Raw genomic sequence first — 15737 nt, 5'->3', positions numbered from 1 at the left:
ATGAAACGAAGAGATTTTGCAAAGAACCTTGCTTTGGCATCAGGAGCAATTAGTACAAGTTCAATTTTAATGAGTTGTAAGGAAGAAAATGTAACACAAATAAAAGAATCTGTCGTGAGTAAGGAATTGTCGCAACGCATGTATGATAAAGCATTAGAAATTACTAAGAAAAAGGTACGTGGTGGCGATGATGAGCCGTTTTTTAAAGCACCATTTATAGATGCGGCCTTTTCACCAAATATATTTTTATGGGATACTTGTTTTATGTGTTGTTTCGCAAAGTATCATTTGGATGAACTACCTGTTTATCAAGCCCTCGATAATTTTTACGATAGAATGGAAGAGGATGGTTATATCTGCAGAGAATATCGTATTACCGGAGAACCTTTATGGTCTAAAGATCATCCAGTATCTATAAATCCACCGTTATTAGCATTTGCTGAGTCTGAAATTTTTAAAGTATCTAATGATGTTGAAAGAATAAGAAAAGTATATCCTATTCTAAAAAAGAACTTTCAATTTCATGTCGATACTTATATGATGGACGACAATTTATTTTATGGTGACACCTTAGGATTAGGTATGGATAATATTCCTCGTGCACCTCGAGATTGGGAGCCAACTGAAGGTAATGGCATGACACATCATGAACTTGGAGAGAAGTTGAGTGCCATGAATGCGTCAGACGAGACAAAGCTAAATACGTTTATAGCAGAGTATGTTAATACAAAGCAAGGGATCTGGAACAAGCAAGGGAGATTGGTAGATTTTTCTGCACAAATGGCTATGTACAGTATCCAGTTAAGAGATATGGCTGAGACTATTGGTCGCAATGAAGACATAGAAGCGTTTGAATCATTTCATGCCAAAGTTGCAAAAGCAATAAACGATAAATGTTGGAGTGAAGAGGATGGGTTCTATTACGATCTAGGATTTGATAAGCAAGTTGTTCGTAGACATATAGGAATGTATTGGACACTTCTAGGTAAATTAGTTCCAGAAGATAGATTATCTCGTTTTTTAGGCTATCTCACAGATGAAAACGAGTTTAACAGAACTATGCCATTACCTGCACTGTCTGCTGCAGATTCAGATTATTTAGGATGGGGTGATTATTGGTTAGGTGGTGTTTGGGCACCAACAAGCTATATGGTTTTAAGAGGGTTAACAGCTTATGGTGAAGACGAATTGGCCAAATCAATTGCTGAAAAAACGTATAAGAATGTGGCCACTGTGTTTGAAGCAACTGGGACATTCTGGGAAAATTACGCACCAGATTTAGTGTCTTATGGCATGCCTGCAAAGAGAGATTTTTGTGGTTGGACAGCCTTATATCCAATTGCAATGTACAATGAGTATATTAAGTCAAGTTAAAAAAATATAAATCCTATCAATGTTTGATAGAACCTATCAATTAGAAAAATTAAAGTCCACAGAACAATTTGATATTGTCGTCGTTGGAGGTGGTGCAAGTGGATTAGGAATTGCTGTAGATGCAGTTTCTAGAGGATTTTCGGTAGCACTATTTGAATCTCACGATTTTGGTAAAGGAACATCAAGTAGAAGCACCAAACTGGTTCATGGTGGTGTAAGATATTTGGCTCAAGGCAATATAAAATTGGTGATTGAGGCATTGCGAGAAAGAGGATTATTAGAAAAGAATGCCAACCATCTTTTTAAACGCCAAACCTTTTTGATACCAAGTTATAATTGGTGGTTTAAGTATTATTATGGATTTGGACTAACCATTTATGATTGGTTATCCGCCCGATTGTCTCTCGGTGGTTCGCGAATAATCTCTACAAGTAAGGCCATAAAACGAATAACAAATTTAAAACCTCAGGGACTTAATGGAGGTGTAACTTATTTAGACGGCCAATTTGATGATGCTCGACTGGCTTTAAATCTAGCACAGACTGCTTCAAGTCATGGAGCAGTTATTTTAAACCATTACAAGGTTAATGATATTTCAAAAGATGAAAATGGTCATGTCAACGGTGTTTCAGTTTTAGATACAGAAAATGACGAAGAAATATCAGTTTCAGCTAAGGTGGTAATTAATGCGACAGGTGTTTTTGCAAATAAGATTTTAAAAATGGCTGGTCGAAAAAAGAGAAGCTTAAAAATAGTTCCGAGTCAAGGGATACATTTAGTCTTAGATAAATCTTTTCTCGATGGCGAGACAGCGCTTATGGTACCAAAAACTAGTGATGGACGTGTTTTATTTGCTATACCATGGCATAACAAAGTTGTTGTTGGTACAACAGATACTCCAATTAAGAAACCAAGCTATGAGCCGAAACCTTTAGAGGAGGAAATAGAGTTTATTTTAGATACTGCAAAAACATATTTAACCAAAGCTCCAAAACGTGAGGATGTCAAGTCTGTATTTGCAGGACTAAGGCCTTTGGTTGCACCAGAAGGTGATAAAAGTAATACAAAAGAAATTTCACGAGGTCATAAAATCATACATTCAGAAAGTGGTCTTATCACAATTGTTGGAGGTAAATGGACAACTTACAGGGAAATGAGCGAGGATGTAGTCAATGAAGCTATAGAGGCTCACGTATTACCAAATATAAAATCAAAGACAAGGACAATGTCTATACATGGGAACATTTCTTCTGCGGAGAAAGCAAAACTTAATGGTGTCCATTGGTTTTATGGCAGTGATGCCAAGTCTTTGGAAGCGCTTATTGAAAGTGACCCAAGTCTACAAGAGTTACTTCATCCTAATTATGAGTTTACAATTGGTCAAGTAGTTTGGGCGGTCAAGCATGAAATGGCACGAACTATTGAAGACGTTTTAGCGAGGCGCATCAGATTATTGTTTTTAGATGCGCAAGCGTGTTTAGATATTAGTGAAAAGGTTGCAGATATTTTGGCTATTGAACTTGAGCAATCAGATCAATGGAAACAAAATCAAATCAAAGAATTTAAGGCTTTAGCCTCTGGTTATTTAATATAATAGCATATGTCAAACAAAGTCATTTTAGCATTAGATCAAGGTACAACTTCGAGCAGAACCATAGCCTATGATTCAGACGGGAAGCCCATAGAATCCTCCCAACAGGATTTTGAACAGATTTTTCCTCAAAATGGTTGGGTAGAACATAATCCCGAAGCCATATGGGATTCTCAATTAAAAACGATTAAGTCGGTGCTTTCTAAAGATATTGATGTTAATGACGTTGCAGGTATAGGGATTACTAATCAACGGGAAACGACCATAGTATGGCATAGAGAGACTGGAGAACCAATTCACAATGCTATTGTATGGCAAGACCGAAGAACTGCGACTTATTGTGATGAGTTAAAAGCAAAGGGTCATGAGGAATTAGTACAAGAAAGAACTGGGTTAATATTAGATGCTTATTTCTCGGCAACGAAGTTACGTTGGTTATTGAAGAATGTCGATGGAGCAATGAAATTGGCTAAAGAAGGAAAATTATGCTTTGGGACCGTTGATACTTGGCTAATTTACAAACTTACCGAAGGTAGAGTTTTTGTTACTGACGTTAGTAACGCCTCTAGAACAATGCTGTTTAATATCCATTCACTTAAATGGGATAAAAAACTGCTTGAATTGTTTGAGATACCAAAAGAAGTATTACCAGAAGTAAAATCATCATCAGAAGTTTATGGATATTCGAAACTGTTTGGTGGCGAAATTCCAATAGCTGGTATTGCAGGTGACCAACAGGCAGCATTGTTTGGTCAGCTTTGTACCAAAAAAGGCATGGTAAAGAATACTTATGGTACAGGTTGCTTTCTATTAATGAATACAGGAAAAAAACCAGTATTATCAGAAAATCAATTATTGACAACCATTGCTTGGCAAATTAATGGGAAAACACATTATGCTCTAGAAGGTAGTGTTTTTGTAGGAGGCGCAGCAGTTCAATGGTTAAGGGATGGTATAAATTTAATTGATGACGCTAAAGAAATAGAAGCATTGGCAAATTCTGTGGCTGATAGTGATAATGTGATTGTGGTGCCAGCATTTACAGGATTAGGAGCGCCTTATTGGGATCCTTATGCAAGAGGTAGTATTATGGGAATTTCTAGAGGTACGACCAAAGGTCATATCGCTAGGGCAACACTAGAGGGTATTGCGCTTCAGGTTTATGATATAGTCAAGGCCATGGAGAATGATTCGAATATGAAAATTAAAGAGCTTCGTGTAGATGGTGGTGCTTCCGCTAATAATCTATTACTCCAAATACAGTCAGATATTTTTGAATGTGATGTAGTTAGGCCTACAAATTTGGAGACAACAGCATTAGGTGCGGCTTATTTGGCTGGTTTGGCCGTTGGTATGTTTAAGAACAAAAAAGAGCTCAGAAAACAGTGGGAGAAGGATGAAACATTTGAGCCAAATACCAATAAAGAAGGTCAGTTAAAATTAATTCAACAATGGCACAAAGCCGTAAATAGAAGCAGAAATTGGTTAGAGGAATAATCTAATCTAGTTCAAGTAATTCAATATTCTTAAAATGAATAGGATGACTTTCACTCTGTAGAGAGATATATCCAGATTTGACAGGTTGGCCTTCCAGTGACATCGAAGATTCTGATGAATATTCCCCTCCAAAAATGGGTTTCGTGTATTCCATTACCTTTTCACCATTGATAAAATGTCTAATTAGAGAATCACTATAAACTTCAATTTCTAAATGAACCCATTGATCGTCATGATAGGTTTTTGAAGTTGAACTTATACAGTGTTCAGTTACCAATTCATCTTTTATATTGACGTGAGTTCCAGGAGTACACAAATTAGCGGTTTGTCTTTCGTTTTCACCATCACCTCCAAGTAATTGTACTTCAATAGATACTGGGAATCCCTGTTCTAATCCAATATTTTTTGGATCTTCACAATGTATCATTACACCACTATTTTTATAAGCCCAAGCTTCACCGTCAGCAACCTGATCGTCAAGGAATCTATAATCTAATTTTAATTTATAATTAGAATAGGGCTCTTTGTAGTAAATATGGCCAAAGGTATTATTGAAGGTATCATTATATTTTGTGTAGTCCACTTTTAAAATGGAATCTTCAACGATAAAGGTCTCATTAAAATTATCACCTACTGGGTGATCCTTAATTTTTACTATCCAATCTTCGAGACTATTTTTTTCCAAAAGGTTAACCCATTTCTCTGTTTTAGGTGTGTCTTTTTTAACATTGTTGTTACAAGACAGACATATCAGTAGAATGATGAAATAAAGCGAAATTTTTGGAAACTGAGTCATTTAAAAATATCATTAAATTTATGACAGGGAATATGCTTTACCGTTTGTTTCACTTAGGTCAATACATCCCTCTTGTTTTCCTGGAACTGGCTTGTATTCTAAAATTTCTTCACCAACAACCTCCGAATTTTTGTAAGCGTATATAGAAAGTCCACGTACACCATTAAGCGTTACATAATTAAGAATATCAGCATCAATCGCCGTTTCATTCAATCTAGCCTCCTCATATGCTTCCCAGATTTTCTGGTCTTCTTCTTTTGTCTTTTTTAGAACTTCAGCAAGTATAGGTTCAATATCGTCTGCATCGAGGTCTTCAATATCGCTTTTGCCTGTTCTTTCTAATAGAGTATTTACAATATTAGATATTCCCTTGGCAAAGTTTTGTTGGTCTTCAGCTTCATAGACTTCGTTTATAAATTTGTCAATAAACTGTGGGACATTTACTTCAGTTGCACCAGGTGAGTCTGGTGTTTTTGGTAAAATGATGTCTGTAACCTTATTTAAGAATTGCACTTGATTTTTTTCAAAGAATGTAGGTTCCCAAATAGGACCTTTCTCTTGCGTACAACTTTGTAATATGCTTAAGGCACTAGAACTAACAAGGAGTGCTCCAAAAGATAATCCTATTCCTTTAATTGCTTCTCTTCTTTTCATAATTTATGTTTTAAAGATTACCTTTTTTAAATTCATCTGCAGCATGAGCAGCAGCTCTAGCAGTTAAAGCCATATAAGTTAAAGATGGGTTTTGGCAACCAGCTGAGGTCATCGCAGCTCCATCTGTTACATAAACGTTTTTAACTGTGTGTACTTGATTGTGTCTGTTTAAAACAGATGTTTTTGGGTCTCGACCCATACGTGCAGTACCCATTTCATGTATACCTAAACCTGGAGCGCCAATAGAATCCATTGGCTTAATGTCTTTAAAACCGGCTTTTTCTAACATGGACATCGCTTGATTAATCATATCCTCTCGCATTTTGAGTTCATTTTCTTTAAACTCAGCATCGAAAGTAACTGTTGGTAATCCCCACTTATCTTTCTTTTCATAGTCTAAATACATTCTATTCTCGTGATAAGGTAGTGTTTCACCGAAGCCAGTAAGACCCATTGTCCAACCACCTGGCTTTAGAATAGCATCTTTTAATTCTTTTCCGTAGCTAAGCTCTCTTACACTTTCGGACCAATCTTGGCGACTGGCACCACCTTGATAACCGTAACCACGTGAGAAATTTTCAGAATCTGTTTCGCCACCTAAATTTCTGAATCTCGGAATATAAATACCGTTTGGTCTTCTACCTGAATAATATTTATCCTCAAAACCATCAAATTTTCCGGTAGCTCCAGCTTTAAAATGATGATCCATAAGGTTATGTCCTAATTCACCAGAATCATTACCAAGTCCATTAGGGAAGCGATCACTCTTGGAGTTCATTAAAATATAAGTAGATGCTATTGCTGATGCACATAAGAAAATAACTTTAGCTTTAAACTCGAAAGATTCATTCGTTTCAGCATCGATGACTTTTACACCTACAGCCTTTTTTGTTTTATCATCATAAATAATCTCATGAACAATTGAGAATGGTCTCATGGTCATATTTCCAGTAGCTTCTGCCGCAGGTAAGGTAGATGAGTTACTGCTAAAGTATGCGCCGAATGGACAACCTCTCATACATCTATTTCTATACTGGCAGTTTATTCTACCAGCACCAGGTTTTGTTCCTTCAGTAATATGAGCAGTTCTACCAATGGTTAAAACTCTATCATCAAAATTATCGGCAATACTTTCTTTTAGATGGGTTTCTACACAATTCAATTCCATAGGCTTTAAGAACTTCCCATCAGGAAGTTGCTTTAATCCTAGATTTTCACCACTTACACCAATATATTCTTCAACATAGTCATACCATGGCTCTAAATCTTTATAACGAATTGGCCAGTCCACGGCAACACCTTCTTTTTTATTGGCTTCAAAATCAATGTCACTTAAGCGGTAACTTTGTCTTCCCCACATTAATGATCGTCCACCAACATGATAACCACGCATCCAATCAAAACGTTTATCCTCATTGTAAGGATGATCGATATCGTCAACAAAAAAGTGTTTACGTGCCTGTTGCGTCGTATAGCCTGTCCTATGCTGTTTTTCTTGACGCTTAATGTCTTCTTGAGCAGCTTGGCCTGCATTAGGTAAATCCCATGGGTCTAAATTTGCAGTAGGATAGTCCTGGATATGCTTTACCATTCGTCCACGTTCTAACACAAGTGTTTTTAATCCTCTTTCACAAAGTTCCTTGGCAGCCCAACCTCCTGATATGCCAGTTCCTACGACGATTGCATCGTATTGAGTGTCTTCTAGATTAGCATTGTTATTCATAATTTTTATTTAGTCTCTCATTGAATTGATAAAAAGTACTCAATATTATTGAAGATGTCATATAAAAACCCAATAATATTTTAAGAAAAAAGAAAATTACCTAATTTGCATATTAATATTGTTTAAAATATTTCAGTGAAAATAAACATACAAGAAATTGAACCCTACGAGGCCGATGGTGTCGTTTATCATGCCGATACATGTTTGCCACTTATAGATGCTTATAAGCGCAATAAATTAAAATTCAAAGCCTTGGCCAGGCATACCTATCCAGGTGACCGATTAGACGATAATACTTTAGGGTTAAATAGCATTGGTTATTGGGATGCAAATGAACCTCAAGATTGGGGCTTGGATTGGCATAGAAATGAAGGTATAGAATTTCATTTTCTCGAATCTGGTACCATGCCTTATGCGCAAGAAGGGAAGGAGGTTTTACTTACTCCAAACCATTTAACGATTACCAGACCATGGGAAGCTCACAAAGTTGGGAATCCAAACATTGGGATGGGAAAATTCTATTGGGTAATACTCGATTTGGGAGTAAGGCGTCCACATCAGGAATGGGTATGGCCAGACTGGATTACCTTAACTAAAGAGGACTTAAAACAACTCACAACTTTTTTACGTCAAAACGAAAAGTCTATTCTAAAAACAGATCAAAAGATACGTGACTGTTTTAAACGTATTAATGTAGCCGTGAATAAAGATAAGAACGGTACGAATGCCTCTAGGATACGACTTCTTGTGAATTATTTGCTCATTTTAATTCTAGATTTACTGAAAACAGAAGATATCGTACTTAACGAATCACTTACGGACAGTTCGCGAAGTGTTGAATATTTTTTAAAAGAGTTAGATAAAAATCTATCCGAAGAATGGACTATTGAGCGTATGTCACAAAGTGCAGGTGTTGGCCTTACTAGATTTACTCATCATTGCAAACAATTGACCAATTTAACACCTATGCGCTACTTAACTATGAGGCGTCTAGAAATGTCTAAACGAATCTTGTTGGAGAACCCAAATTATACGGTTGGAGATGTGGCCTATAGTTGTGGTTTTACAACAAGCCAATATTTTTCAACAGTCTTTAAAAAGCACGAAAAATGTTCTCCCAATGAATATAGAAAAAGACATTTGGTAAATATGTCTTTAGCGGCTTACCCTGAGACATAAATATTTGTTTAAATTCTTTCACTGAATAAAAATAAACATTACTGCTCTGCTATTTGATTATTTTTCAAAGGATTTAAACTAACTAATTAATGATGAAAAAGTATATACTTATACCTGTAATTGCAGCATTTGTTGTTTTTACTAGTTGTCAAGAAAAGAAAAGTGAAACCAAAGACTCAAATACTACTGAAGAGGTGAAAAAAGAACCGTTTTTCAAATTATCATTAGCACAATGGTCATTAAATGAAAATATTAGATTTCATGGGATGAATCCATTTGATTTTGCTAAGGTAGCAGATTCATTAGGGTTTGAGGGCTTAGAGTATGTTAGTCAATTGTATAAACCTTTCTATGAAGAACATGGTGTTGACGCTTTAGTTGAAAAACTGGCAGAAGAAAGCAAGACATACAATCTTGAAAATTTACTGATCATGGTAGATAATGAAGGTGACCTTGCTGATCCAGACGAAGCTAAACGTGATGAGGCGGTAGAACTCCATAAAAAATGGGTTGATGCAGCAGCAGCTCTTGGATGTCATTCTATTCGTGTAAACACTTTTGGAACGAATGATCCTGGAATTTGGCATGAGGCTGTGGTTGATGGTTTGATAAAATTATCAACTTATGCTGCAACCAAGAACATAAATGTACTTTGTGAAAACCATGGGTGGTTGTCTTCAGATGCTGACAAATTGATGAATGCGCTAGAAGCAGTAAATATGGATAACTGTGGAACCTTACCAGATTTTGGAAATTGGTGTGTTAAACGAAAAGATGGGGAGAAGTGGGGAGATTGTGAAGAGGAATATCCAGATAAATATAAAGGTATTGAGTTGTTAATGCCATTAGCTAAAGCTGTTAGTGCTAAGTCATATGCTTTTGATGACGATGGAAATGAAACAACCTTAGATTACGTAAGAATTTTAAAGTCTGTAAAAGATGCAGGTTATACAGGCTATATAGGCGTAGAATTTGAAGGTGGTATGCCAGAAGAGAAGGGCATATTAGATACCAAAAATCTTTTACTAAGTGCATCAGAAAAACTAAATTAATTATGAAATCAATCACATCAGCAAAACTGTCCTTTATGATGTTTCTCGAATTTTTTATTTGGGGGGGATGGTTCGTAACAATGGGCTCATTTCTCGGGAATAATTTAAGTGCATCAGGTGCAGAAACGGCAATGGCATATTCAACACAGTCTTGGGGTGCAATTATCGCTCCATTTATTATAGGACTTATTGCAGACCGCTTTTTTAATGCAGAGAAAATTCTTGGTGTTTTACATTTGATAGGTGCTGTACTTATGTATTTAATGTCTCAAACTACAGAGTTTGGAGTGTTTTATCCCTACGTATTAGGATACATGATTGCCTATATGCCAACATTAGCTTTAGTAAACTCGGTGTCTTTTAATCAAATGGATGATCCTGCAAAGCAATTCCCATTTGTTAGAGTTTGGGGTACGGTTGGTTGGATCGTAGCAGGACTGGTAATTAGTTTCGTATTTAAATGGGACTCTATAGAAAATATTGGAAAAGGTATGCTGTCTAATACCTTTTTAATGGTAGCAATAGCCTCAGCAATTCTTGGTGTGTTTAGTTTTACACTACCAAAAACACCACCAAGCAGAGGTAAAGATGACGAAGTAAAACTAGCAGATATTTTGGGTCTTGATGCCCTTAATTTGCTTAAAGATAGAAACTTTCTAGTGTTCTTTTTGTCATCTGTTTTAATCTGTATTCCATTGGCATTCTATTATCAAAATATAAGTCCATTTTTAACAGAGTCACAAGTTGAAAATTCTACTGCTTGGGCATCTTTAGGACAAGTTTCTGAAGTCTTGTTTATGTTGTTATTACCCTTCTTTTTTAAGAAGTACGGATTTAAAAAGACCATTCTATTTGGAATGTTGGCATGGACCTTAAGATATCTTCTATTTGCCTATGGAAATACTGGTGAATTGTTCTTTATGATTATTCTCGGAATAGCATTACATGGTATATGTTATGATTTCTTTTTTGTCTCTGGGCAAATTTATACTGATTCTAAGGCAGGAGAGAAGGTAAAGAGTGCGGCACAAGGCTTAATTACACTTGCTACCTATGGAATTGGTATGCTGGTAGGTTTTTGGGTAGCTGGTCAGATAGTGGATGAAAACTTAATCAGTGAAGGTGTACATAGTTGGAAAGATATTTGGGTTTTCCCTTCAATCTTTGCGGCTTTAGTATTGGTTTTATTTGCCGTTCTATTTAAAAATGAAAAAGTAGAATATAAAGACTAAAAATTAATGAGTAATAAAATAAGACTTGGAATTTTAGGTGGAGGAGGAGACTCTTTAATTGGTGTACTCCACAGAGTTGCGGCCTCAATGTTTGACCGTTATGAATTGGTAGGAGGCGTCTTTAATATTGAATTAGAAGAAAGTATAAAGTTTGCTCGAAAGATAGGCATACCGACAAAACAAGTCTACAGCGACCTCGATACGCTAATAGAAGAAGAGCTAAAACTTCCAAAGGAGGAGCGTATTGAAGTTGTTTCGGTATTAACTCCAAACTTTCTACACTTCCCAATGGCAAAAAAGCTACTTGAGAATGGTTTTAGTGTTATTTGCGAAAAACCAATGACTACTACTTATGAGGAAGCTAAAATTCTTCATGCGACTCTTAAGTTAGCTAACACGGTTTTTGCAGTTACTTACACTTATACAGGTTATCCTATGGTACGTCAAATGCGTCATATGATAGCAAATGGAGATATTGGTAAAATTCAAAAAATTGATGCACAGTATTATCAAGGTTGGATAAATCCTATTATTCACGATAAAGAAGCACGTAAATCTACGTGGCGTCTAGATCCAGAGAAATCAGGGATAAGTTGTTGCATAGGAGATATAGGAACACATGCTTTTGACATGGTTGAATATATGTCTGGAATACGAGTAAATTCAATTTTAGCCGATCTTAACTATCTATATGAAGACAATCAAATGGATATTGATGGAACAGTCTTAATTAGATGTGAAAATGACGTGAAGGGCGTTATCCGAGCGAGTCAAATCGCTACTGGTGAAGAGAATAACTTTACGGTTCAGATTTATGGAGATAAGGCAGGTCTTAAATGGGAACAAGAAAATCCAAATTATTTATACCTCTTAGAAGATGGTCACCCAATGCGTGTTCTTAAGCCAGGACATTCCTATAATGGTGACTTGTCATTGGATGGAACAAAATTACCACCAGGACATCCTGAAGGTATTTTCGATTCTATGGGTAATATATATAAGGGTGTCGCAAGAGCGATTCGAAATGAAAAATATGACCATGGTGAGTTCCCAACAATAATTGATGGAATGAGAGGAATGGATTTCATAGAAAAAGCTGTGGATTCACATAAAAAAGGAAATGTCTGGGTAGCGTTAGATTAAAGAATTCAAAACATGAAAACAATAAAAGGACCTGCAATATTTTTAGCACAATTTATGGACGAAAAGCCACCATTTAACACATTGGATGGCTTGTGTAAATGGGCGAGTGATTTGGGTTATAAGGGTATTCAGATTCCAACATTAGATAAGCATATTATTGACCTAGATCTTGCCTCAGAAAGTGATACCTATTGCGATGAGTTTAAAGGGCGAATAAATAGTTATGGTTTAGAGATAACCGAATTAAGCACCCATATACAAGGACAATTGGTAGCAGTGCACCCTGCACACGATATTATGTTCGACGTTTTTGCCCCTAATAATATTAAGGGGAAGTATAAAGAACGAACCGCATGGGCAACTGATCAAATGAAGAAAGCCGCAATTGTAAGTAATAAACTAGGTTTAACATCTCATGCTACTTTTTCGGGTTCATTGCTGTGGCCTGTTATGCATCCTTGGCCGCAACAACCAGCTGGTTTAATAGACCTTGGTTTTGAAGAATTAGCAAATAGGTGGTTACCAATATTAGATGTTTTTAAAGAAAATGGAGTTGCAGCATGTTATGAGGTTCATCCCGTTGAAGATATCCATGATGGTGATACATTTGAGCGCTTTTTGGAGGCTACAGGAAATCATGAGAGTGTAAGTATTTTATATGATCCATCACATTTTGTTTTACAGCAACTCGATTATTTGGCTTATATAGATCATTACCATGAGTACATTAAAGCATTTCATGTTAAAGATTCAGAATTTAAACCAACTGGTAAAAAAGGCGTGTTTGGAGGATATAATGATTGGAAAGACAGAGCAGGTAGATATCGTTCGCCTGGAGATGGTCAAATAGATTTTAAATCTGTCTTTTCTAAATTAACAGAATATGGATGTGATGTCTGGGCGGTATTAGAATGGGAATGTGTAATTAAAAGTCCTGAGCAAGGTGCACGAGAGGGCGTTAAATTTATTCAAGATCATATTATAGAAGCTACACAAAAAAGATTTGATGATTTTGCAGGTGCAGATTCGGATAAACAAAACTTAAGAGATATACTTGGAATTTAAAATATTATAAAATGAAGAAATTAATAGTATTTAGCCTGGCACTATTCTTATTTATGGGTTGCAAGGAAAATAAAGATAAAATGGCAATTGAAGTAGAAGAAAATGAAATTACAGAGACTATGAACACAAATGAAAATGAGGAATGGGTTTCCTTGTTCGACGGAACATCATTAGACCAATGGAGAGGCTATTTATCCGATGATATGTACTCAGAATGGACAATTGAAGATGGCGCGATGGCCTTTACACCTGGTCCTGAGGGTGGAAAAAATATCATCACAAAAAGTACTTTCACAAATTTTGTTTTATCTCTTGAGTGGAAGGTTTCTGAAGGTGGTAATAGCGGTATTTTTTGGGGTGTATACGAGGATGAGAAATATAGTGAGGCCTACATGACTGGTCCAGAAATTCAAGTATTGGATAATGAAAGACATCCAGATTCCTTTATTGCTAATGGCACGCACAAAGCTGGGTCTTTGTACGATATGATTGGGTGTCCAGATGAGCATATTAATCCTGCTGGAGAATGGAACTTATGTGTAATCGAAGTGAACCAAGATGAAAATTTGGCTAAGGTGTCCATGAACGGGACTCAGGTAATGGAATTTCCATTGCATGGAGAAGGATGGGAAGAAATGGTAGCTAATTCTAAATTTAAGGATTGGGAAGGTTTCGGTAAATATAAAACTGGTCACATAGGATTACAAGACCATAGTGATAAGGTTTGGTTTAGAGATATTAAGATTAAATCACTTTAATTATAGTATCTTCTTAATTGTGCTTCCCAAGGCCTTAGTTGGGTTGTGCTATATGGTTCAATATAATTTGAGATAACTATTTGTGTCGCATCTAGGTTGAGCTTATTGTGCTCTATAGTTTGGTAACTGTCACTAAAATTTAATAATACGATATACGATTCTTCAGAATCCCGACGTCTGTAAATAAAGAGATTTTCGTCTTCTTCATTAATACATTCATAATCACCATAGACCAAGACTTTGTTTTCTTTTCTAACAGTAATCATTTTTCTGTAAAAATTTAGAATAGAGTTTTCGTCTTTTTCTTGGTTCTCAATATTTATATCCAAGTAATTTGGGTTTACCTTAAGCCATGGATCACTATTCGAAAATCCTCCATTTTTAGTAGTATTCCACTGAATTGGTGTTCTAGCGTTATCACGGCTTTGTCTATGTACTAATTTTAAGAATTTGCTCATATCTTCACCTCGTTTTAAGGCCTCGTTCCAACTCCCTAAGGTTTCTACATCATTGTAATCATCGATCGAAGGATAGGCAACATTCGTCATTCCTATTTCGTCACCTTGGTAAATATATGTTGTCCCTCTCATGGTTAATAATAACATGGCTAATAACTTGGCCGAAATCGAATGATAAGCTTTATTATCATTGCCAAACCTAGAGACCATTCTTGAGAAATCATGATTTCCAAGAAATATACTGCCCCAACCTTTATTTTTTAGTTTATCGTCCCAATCACTAAATACCTTTTTAAATTTCGAAAGAGGGACATCTATCGGATCATATTTGCCACCAGGTCCATTATCTATAAACATATGATCGAAGTGAAAGATCATATTTAGTTCCTTTCTTTCTTCATCGACATAATCTAATCCATTACTGAGGTCTATACCAGGACCTTCCCCTACCGTCATAATATCATATTTAGATAGCACCTTTTCATTGAGTTCACGTAAATATTCATGGATTCTAGGTCCATTTGCATAATAGTTCTTTATGGTCTTTCCATAATCTTCAGGATATGGTGTATTAGGAAAATCAAGTTGTTTAGAAATTAGTGAAATCACATCCATTCTAAAACCATCTACACCTTTTTGACACCAAAAGTCTACAATGTCATGAATTTCTTTGCGAACCTTTGGATTCTCCCAATTGAGATCAGGTTGTTTTTTGGTGAAAAGATGAAGAAAATACTCATTGGTATTATCATCTTTAAGCCATGCAGATCCACTAAAAAAAGACACCCAATTGTTAGGAGGATTATTAGTGTTTGAAGGTTTCCAGAAGTAATAATCTCTATAAGGATTGTCCTTAGATTTTCGAGATTCTTTAAACCAATAATGTTCATCAGAACTATGGTTTAATACGAGGTCCATTACTAATTTTAGACCTCTATTATGCATTTCTTTTAATAATCTATCAAAGGCTTCTGAGCCACCAAATTCTTTTGATATGGCGCGATAATCTGAAATATCATAACCATTATCATCATTAGGAGATTCATACACAGGACACAACCATATGATGTCAACACCAAGAGATTTTATATAATCAAGTTTTTCAATTATTCCAGGTATATCACCAATGCCATTACCTGATGTGTCGTTAAAAGACCTTGGATAAATTTGATAGACAATACCCTCTTTCCACCACGTTTTTTTCATAACTCTGGA

Annotated in this window: 13 protein-coding genes; 9 read left to right on the top strand and 4 right to left on the bottom strand. The window is 35.9% G+C overall.

Going from position 1 to position 15737, the window contains the following annotated elements:
* Genes ACRHOC_RS00815 through glpK form a run of 3 tightly spaced genes read left to right on the top strand, consistent with a single transcriptional unit; the run spans nucleotide 1 to nucleotide 4462 of the window.
* Nucleotides 1-1374: an MGH1-like glycoside hydrolase domain-containing protein gene (locus ACRHOC_RS00815; RefSeq protein ID WP_431156594.1), complete on the top strand. Its 1374-nt coding sequence runs from the start codon at nucleotides 1-3 to the stop codon at nucleotides 1372-1374.
* 19 nt (nucleotides 1375-1393) lie between these two features.
* A complete protein-coding gene (locus ACRHOC_RS00810) occupies nucleotides 1394-2968 on the top strand; it encodes an FAD-dependent oxidoreductase (RefSeq protein WP_431156593.1) in 1575 nt (524 codons plus the stop codon).
* A gap of 6 nt (nucleotides 2969-2974) precedes the next feature.
* Nucleotides 2975-4462 carry a glycerol kinase GlpK gene (glpK, locus tag ACRHOC_RS00805; protein WP_431156592.1) on the top strand — a complete coding sequence of 496 codons (1488 nt, stop codon included), beginning with the start codon at nucleotides 2975-2977 and terminating at the stop codon, nucleotides 4460-4462.
* 1 nt (nucleotide 4463) lies between these two features.
* Here the strand turns inward: glpK and ACRHOC_RS00800 are convergent, their stop codons facing one another.
* The 3 genes from ACRHOC_RS00800 to ACRHOC_RS00790 are packed head-to-tail and all read right to left on the bottom strand — an operon-like array spanning nucleotide 4464 to nucleotide 7635.
* A complete protein-coding gene (locus ACRHOC_RS00800; protein ID WP_431156591.1) occupies nucleotides 4464-5258 on the bottom strand; it encodes a 3-keto-disaccharide hydrolase in 795 nt (264 codons plus the stop codon).
* An 18-nt stretch (nucleotides 5259-5276) separates the two neighbouring features.
* Nucleotides 5277-5912, bottom strand: coding sequence for a gluconate 2-dehydrogenase subunit 3 family protein (locus tag ACRHOC_RS00795; protein WP_431156590.1), 636 nt, complete (start codon nucleotides 5910-5912; stop codon nucleotides 5277-5279).
* A 10-nt stretch (nucleotides 5913-5922) separates the two neighbouring features.
* Complete coding sequence (locus tag ACRHOC_RS00790) at nucleotides 5923-7635, bottom strand: GMC oxidoreductase (RefSeq protein WP_431156589.1); 1713 nt, start codon at nucleotides 7633-7635, stop codon at nucleotides 5923-5925.
* 135 nt (nucleotides 7636-7770) lie between these two features.
* On the opposite strand from ACRHOC_RS00790, the gene ACRHOC_RS00785 reads away from it, so the two are divergent.
* The 6 genes from ACRHOC_RS00785 to ACRHOC_RS00760 all read left to right on the top strand — a co-directional run bounded on the left by ACRHOC_RS00785 (nucleotide 7771) and on the right by ACRHOC_RS00760 (nucleotide 14064).
* Entirely contained in the window at nucleotides 7771-8814 is a 1044-nt protein-coding gene (locus ACRHOC_RS00785; protein ID WP_431156588.1) for a helix-turn-helix domain-containing protein, read from the top strand.
* A gap of 89 nt (nucleotides 8815-8903) precedes the next feature.
* Nucleotides 8904-9866: a sugar phosphate isomerase/epimerase family protein gene (locus ACRHOC_RS00780; protein ID WP_431156587.1), complete on the top strand. Its 963-nt coding sequence runs from the start codon at nucleotides 8904-8906 to the stop codon at nucleotides 9864-9866.
* Between the two features lie 2 nt (nucleotides 9867-9868).
* Nucleotides 9869-11098 carry a nucleoside permease gene (locus ACRHOC_RS00775; RefSeq protein ID WP_431156586.1) on the top strand — a complete coding sequence of 410 codons (1230 nt, stop codon included), beginning with the start codon at nucleotides 9869-9871 and terminating at the stop codon, nucleotides 11096-11098.
* Nucleotides 11099-11104: 6 nt separating this feature from the next.
* Nucleotides 11105-12241: a Gfo/Idh/MocA family protein gene (locus ACRHOC_RS00770; RefSeq protein WP_431156585.1), complete on the top strand. Its 1137-nt coding sequence runs from the start codon at nucleotides 11105-11107 to the stop codon at nucleotides 12239-12241.
* Between the two features lie 12 nt (nucleotides 12242-12253).
* A complete protein-coding gene (locus ACRHOC_RS00765; protein ID WP_431156584.1) occupies nucleotides 12254-13306 on the top strand; it encodes a sugar phosphate isomerase/epimerase family protein in 1053 nt (350 codons plus the stop codon).
* A gap of 11 nt (nucleotides 13307-13317) precedes the next feature.
* Nucleotides 13318-14064 carry a 3-keto-disaccharide hydrolase gene (locus tag ACRHOC_RS00760; protein WP_431156583.1) on the top strand — a complete coding sequence of 249 codons (747 nt, stop codon included), beginning with the start codon at nucleotides 13318-13320 and terminating at the stop codon, nucleotides 14062-14064.
* Here the strand turns inward: ACRHOC_RS00760 and ACRHOC_RS00755 are convergent.
* The gene (locus tag ACRHOC_RS00755; protein ID WP_431156582.1) at nucleotides 14061-15728 is read right to left on the bottom strand and encodes a glycoside hydrolase family 13 protein; all 1668 of its coding nucleotides are present in this window, start codon (nucleotides 15726-15728) and stop codon (nucleotides 14061-14063) included. The two genes, ACRHOC_RS00760 and ACRHOC_RS00755, sit on opposite strands and share 4 nt — an antisense overlap.
* Nucleotides 15729-15737 lie beyond the last annotated feature (9 nt).

The organism is Winogradskyella poriferorum (genome assembly GCF_050618035.1).
GTDB lineage: Bacteria > Bacteroidota > Bacteroidia > Flavobacteriales > Flavobacteriaceae > Winogradskyella > Winogradskyella poriferorum_A.
Note: the sequence above shows the minus strand (reverse complement) of the source record. Positions and strands in the feature narration are given on the sequence as shown.

Coding starts and splice junctions, on each gene's coding strand:
- ACRHOC_RS00815 (WP_431156594.1), top strand. CDS start 1: ATGAAACGAAGAGATTTTGCAAAGAACCTTGCTTTGGCATCAGGAGCA.
- ACRHOC_RS00810 (WP_431156593.1), top strand. CDS start 1,394: ATGTTTGATAGAACCTATCAATTAGAAAAATTAAAGTCCACAGAACAA.
- glpK (WP_431156592.1), top strand. CDS start 2,975: ATGTCAAACAAAGTCATTTTAGCATTAGATCAAGGTACAACTTCGAGC.
- ACRHOC_RS00800 (WP_431156591.1), bottom strand. CDS start 5,258: ATGACTCAGTTTCCAAAAATTTCGCTTTATTTCATCATTCTACTGATA.
- ACRHOC_RS00795 (WP_431156590.1), bottom strand. CDS start 5,912: ATGAAAAGAAGAGAAGCAATTAAAGGAATAGGATTATCTTTTGGAGCA.
- ACRHOC_RS00790 (WP_431156589.1), bottom strand. CDS start 7,635: ATGAATAACAATGCTAATCTAGAAGACACTCAATACGATGCAATCGTC.
- ACRHOC_RS00780 (WP_431156587.1), top strand. CDS start 8,904: ATGATGAAAAAGTATATACTTATACCTGTAATTGCAGCATTTGTTGTT.
- ACRHOC_RS00775 (WP_431156586.1), top strand. CDS start 9,869: ATGAAATCAATCACATCAGCAAAACTGTCCTTTATGATGTTTCTCGAA.
- ACRHOC_RS00770 (WP_431156585.1), top strand. CDS start 11,105: ATGAGTAATAAAATAAGACTTGGAATTTTAGGTGGAGGAGGAGACTCT.
- ACRHOC_RS00765 (WP_431156584.1), top strand. CDS start 12,254: ATGAAAACAATAAAAGGACCTGCAATATTTTTAGCACAATTTATGGAC.
- ACRHOC_RS00760 (WP_431156583.1), top strand. CDS start 13,318: ATGAAGAAATTAATAGTATTTAGCCTGGCACTATTCTTATTTATGGGT.
- ACRHOC_RS00755 (WP_431156582.1), bottom strand. CDS start 15,728: ATGAAAAAAACGTGGTGGAAAGAGGGTATTGTCTATCAAATTTATCCA.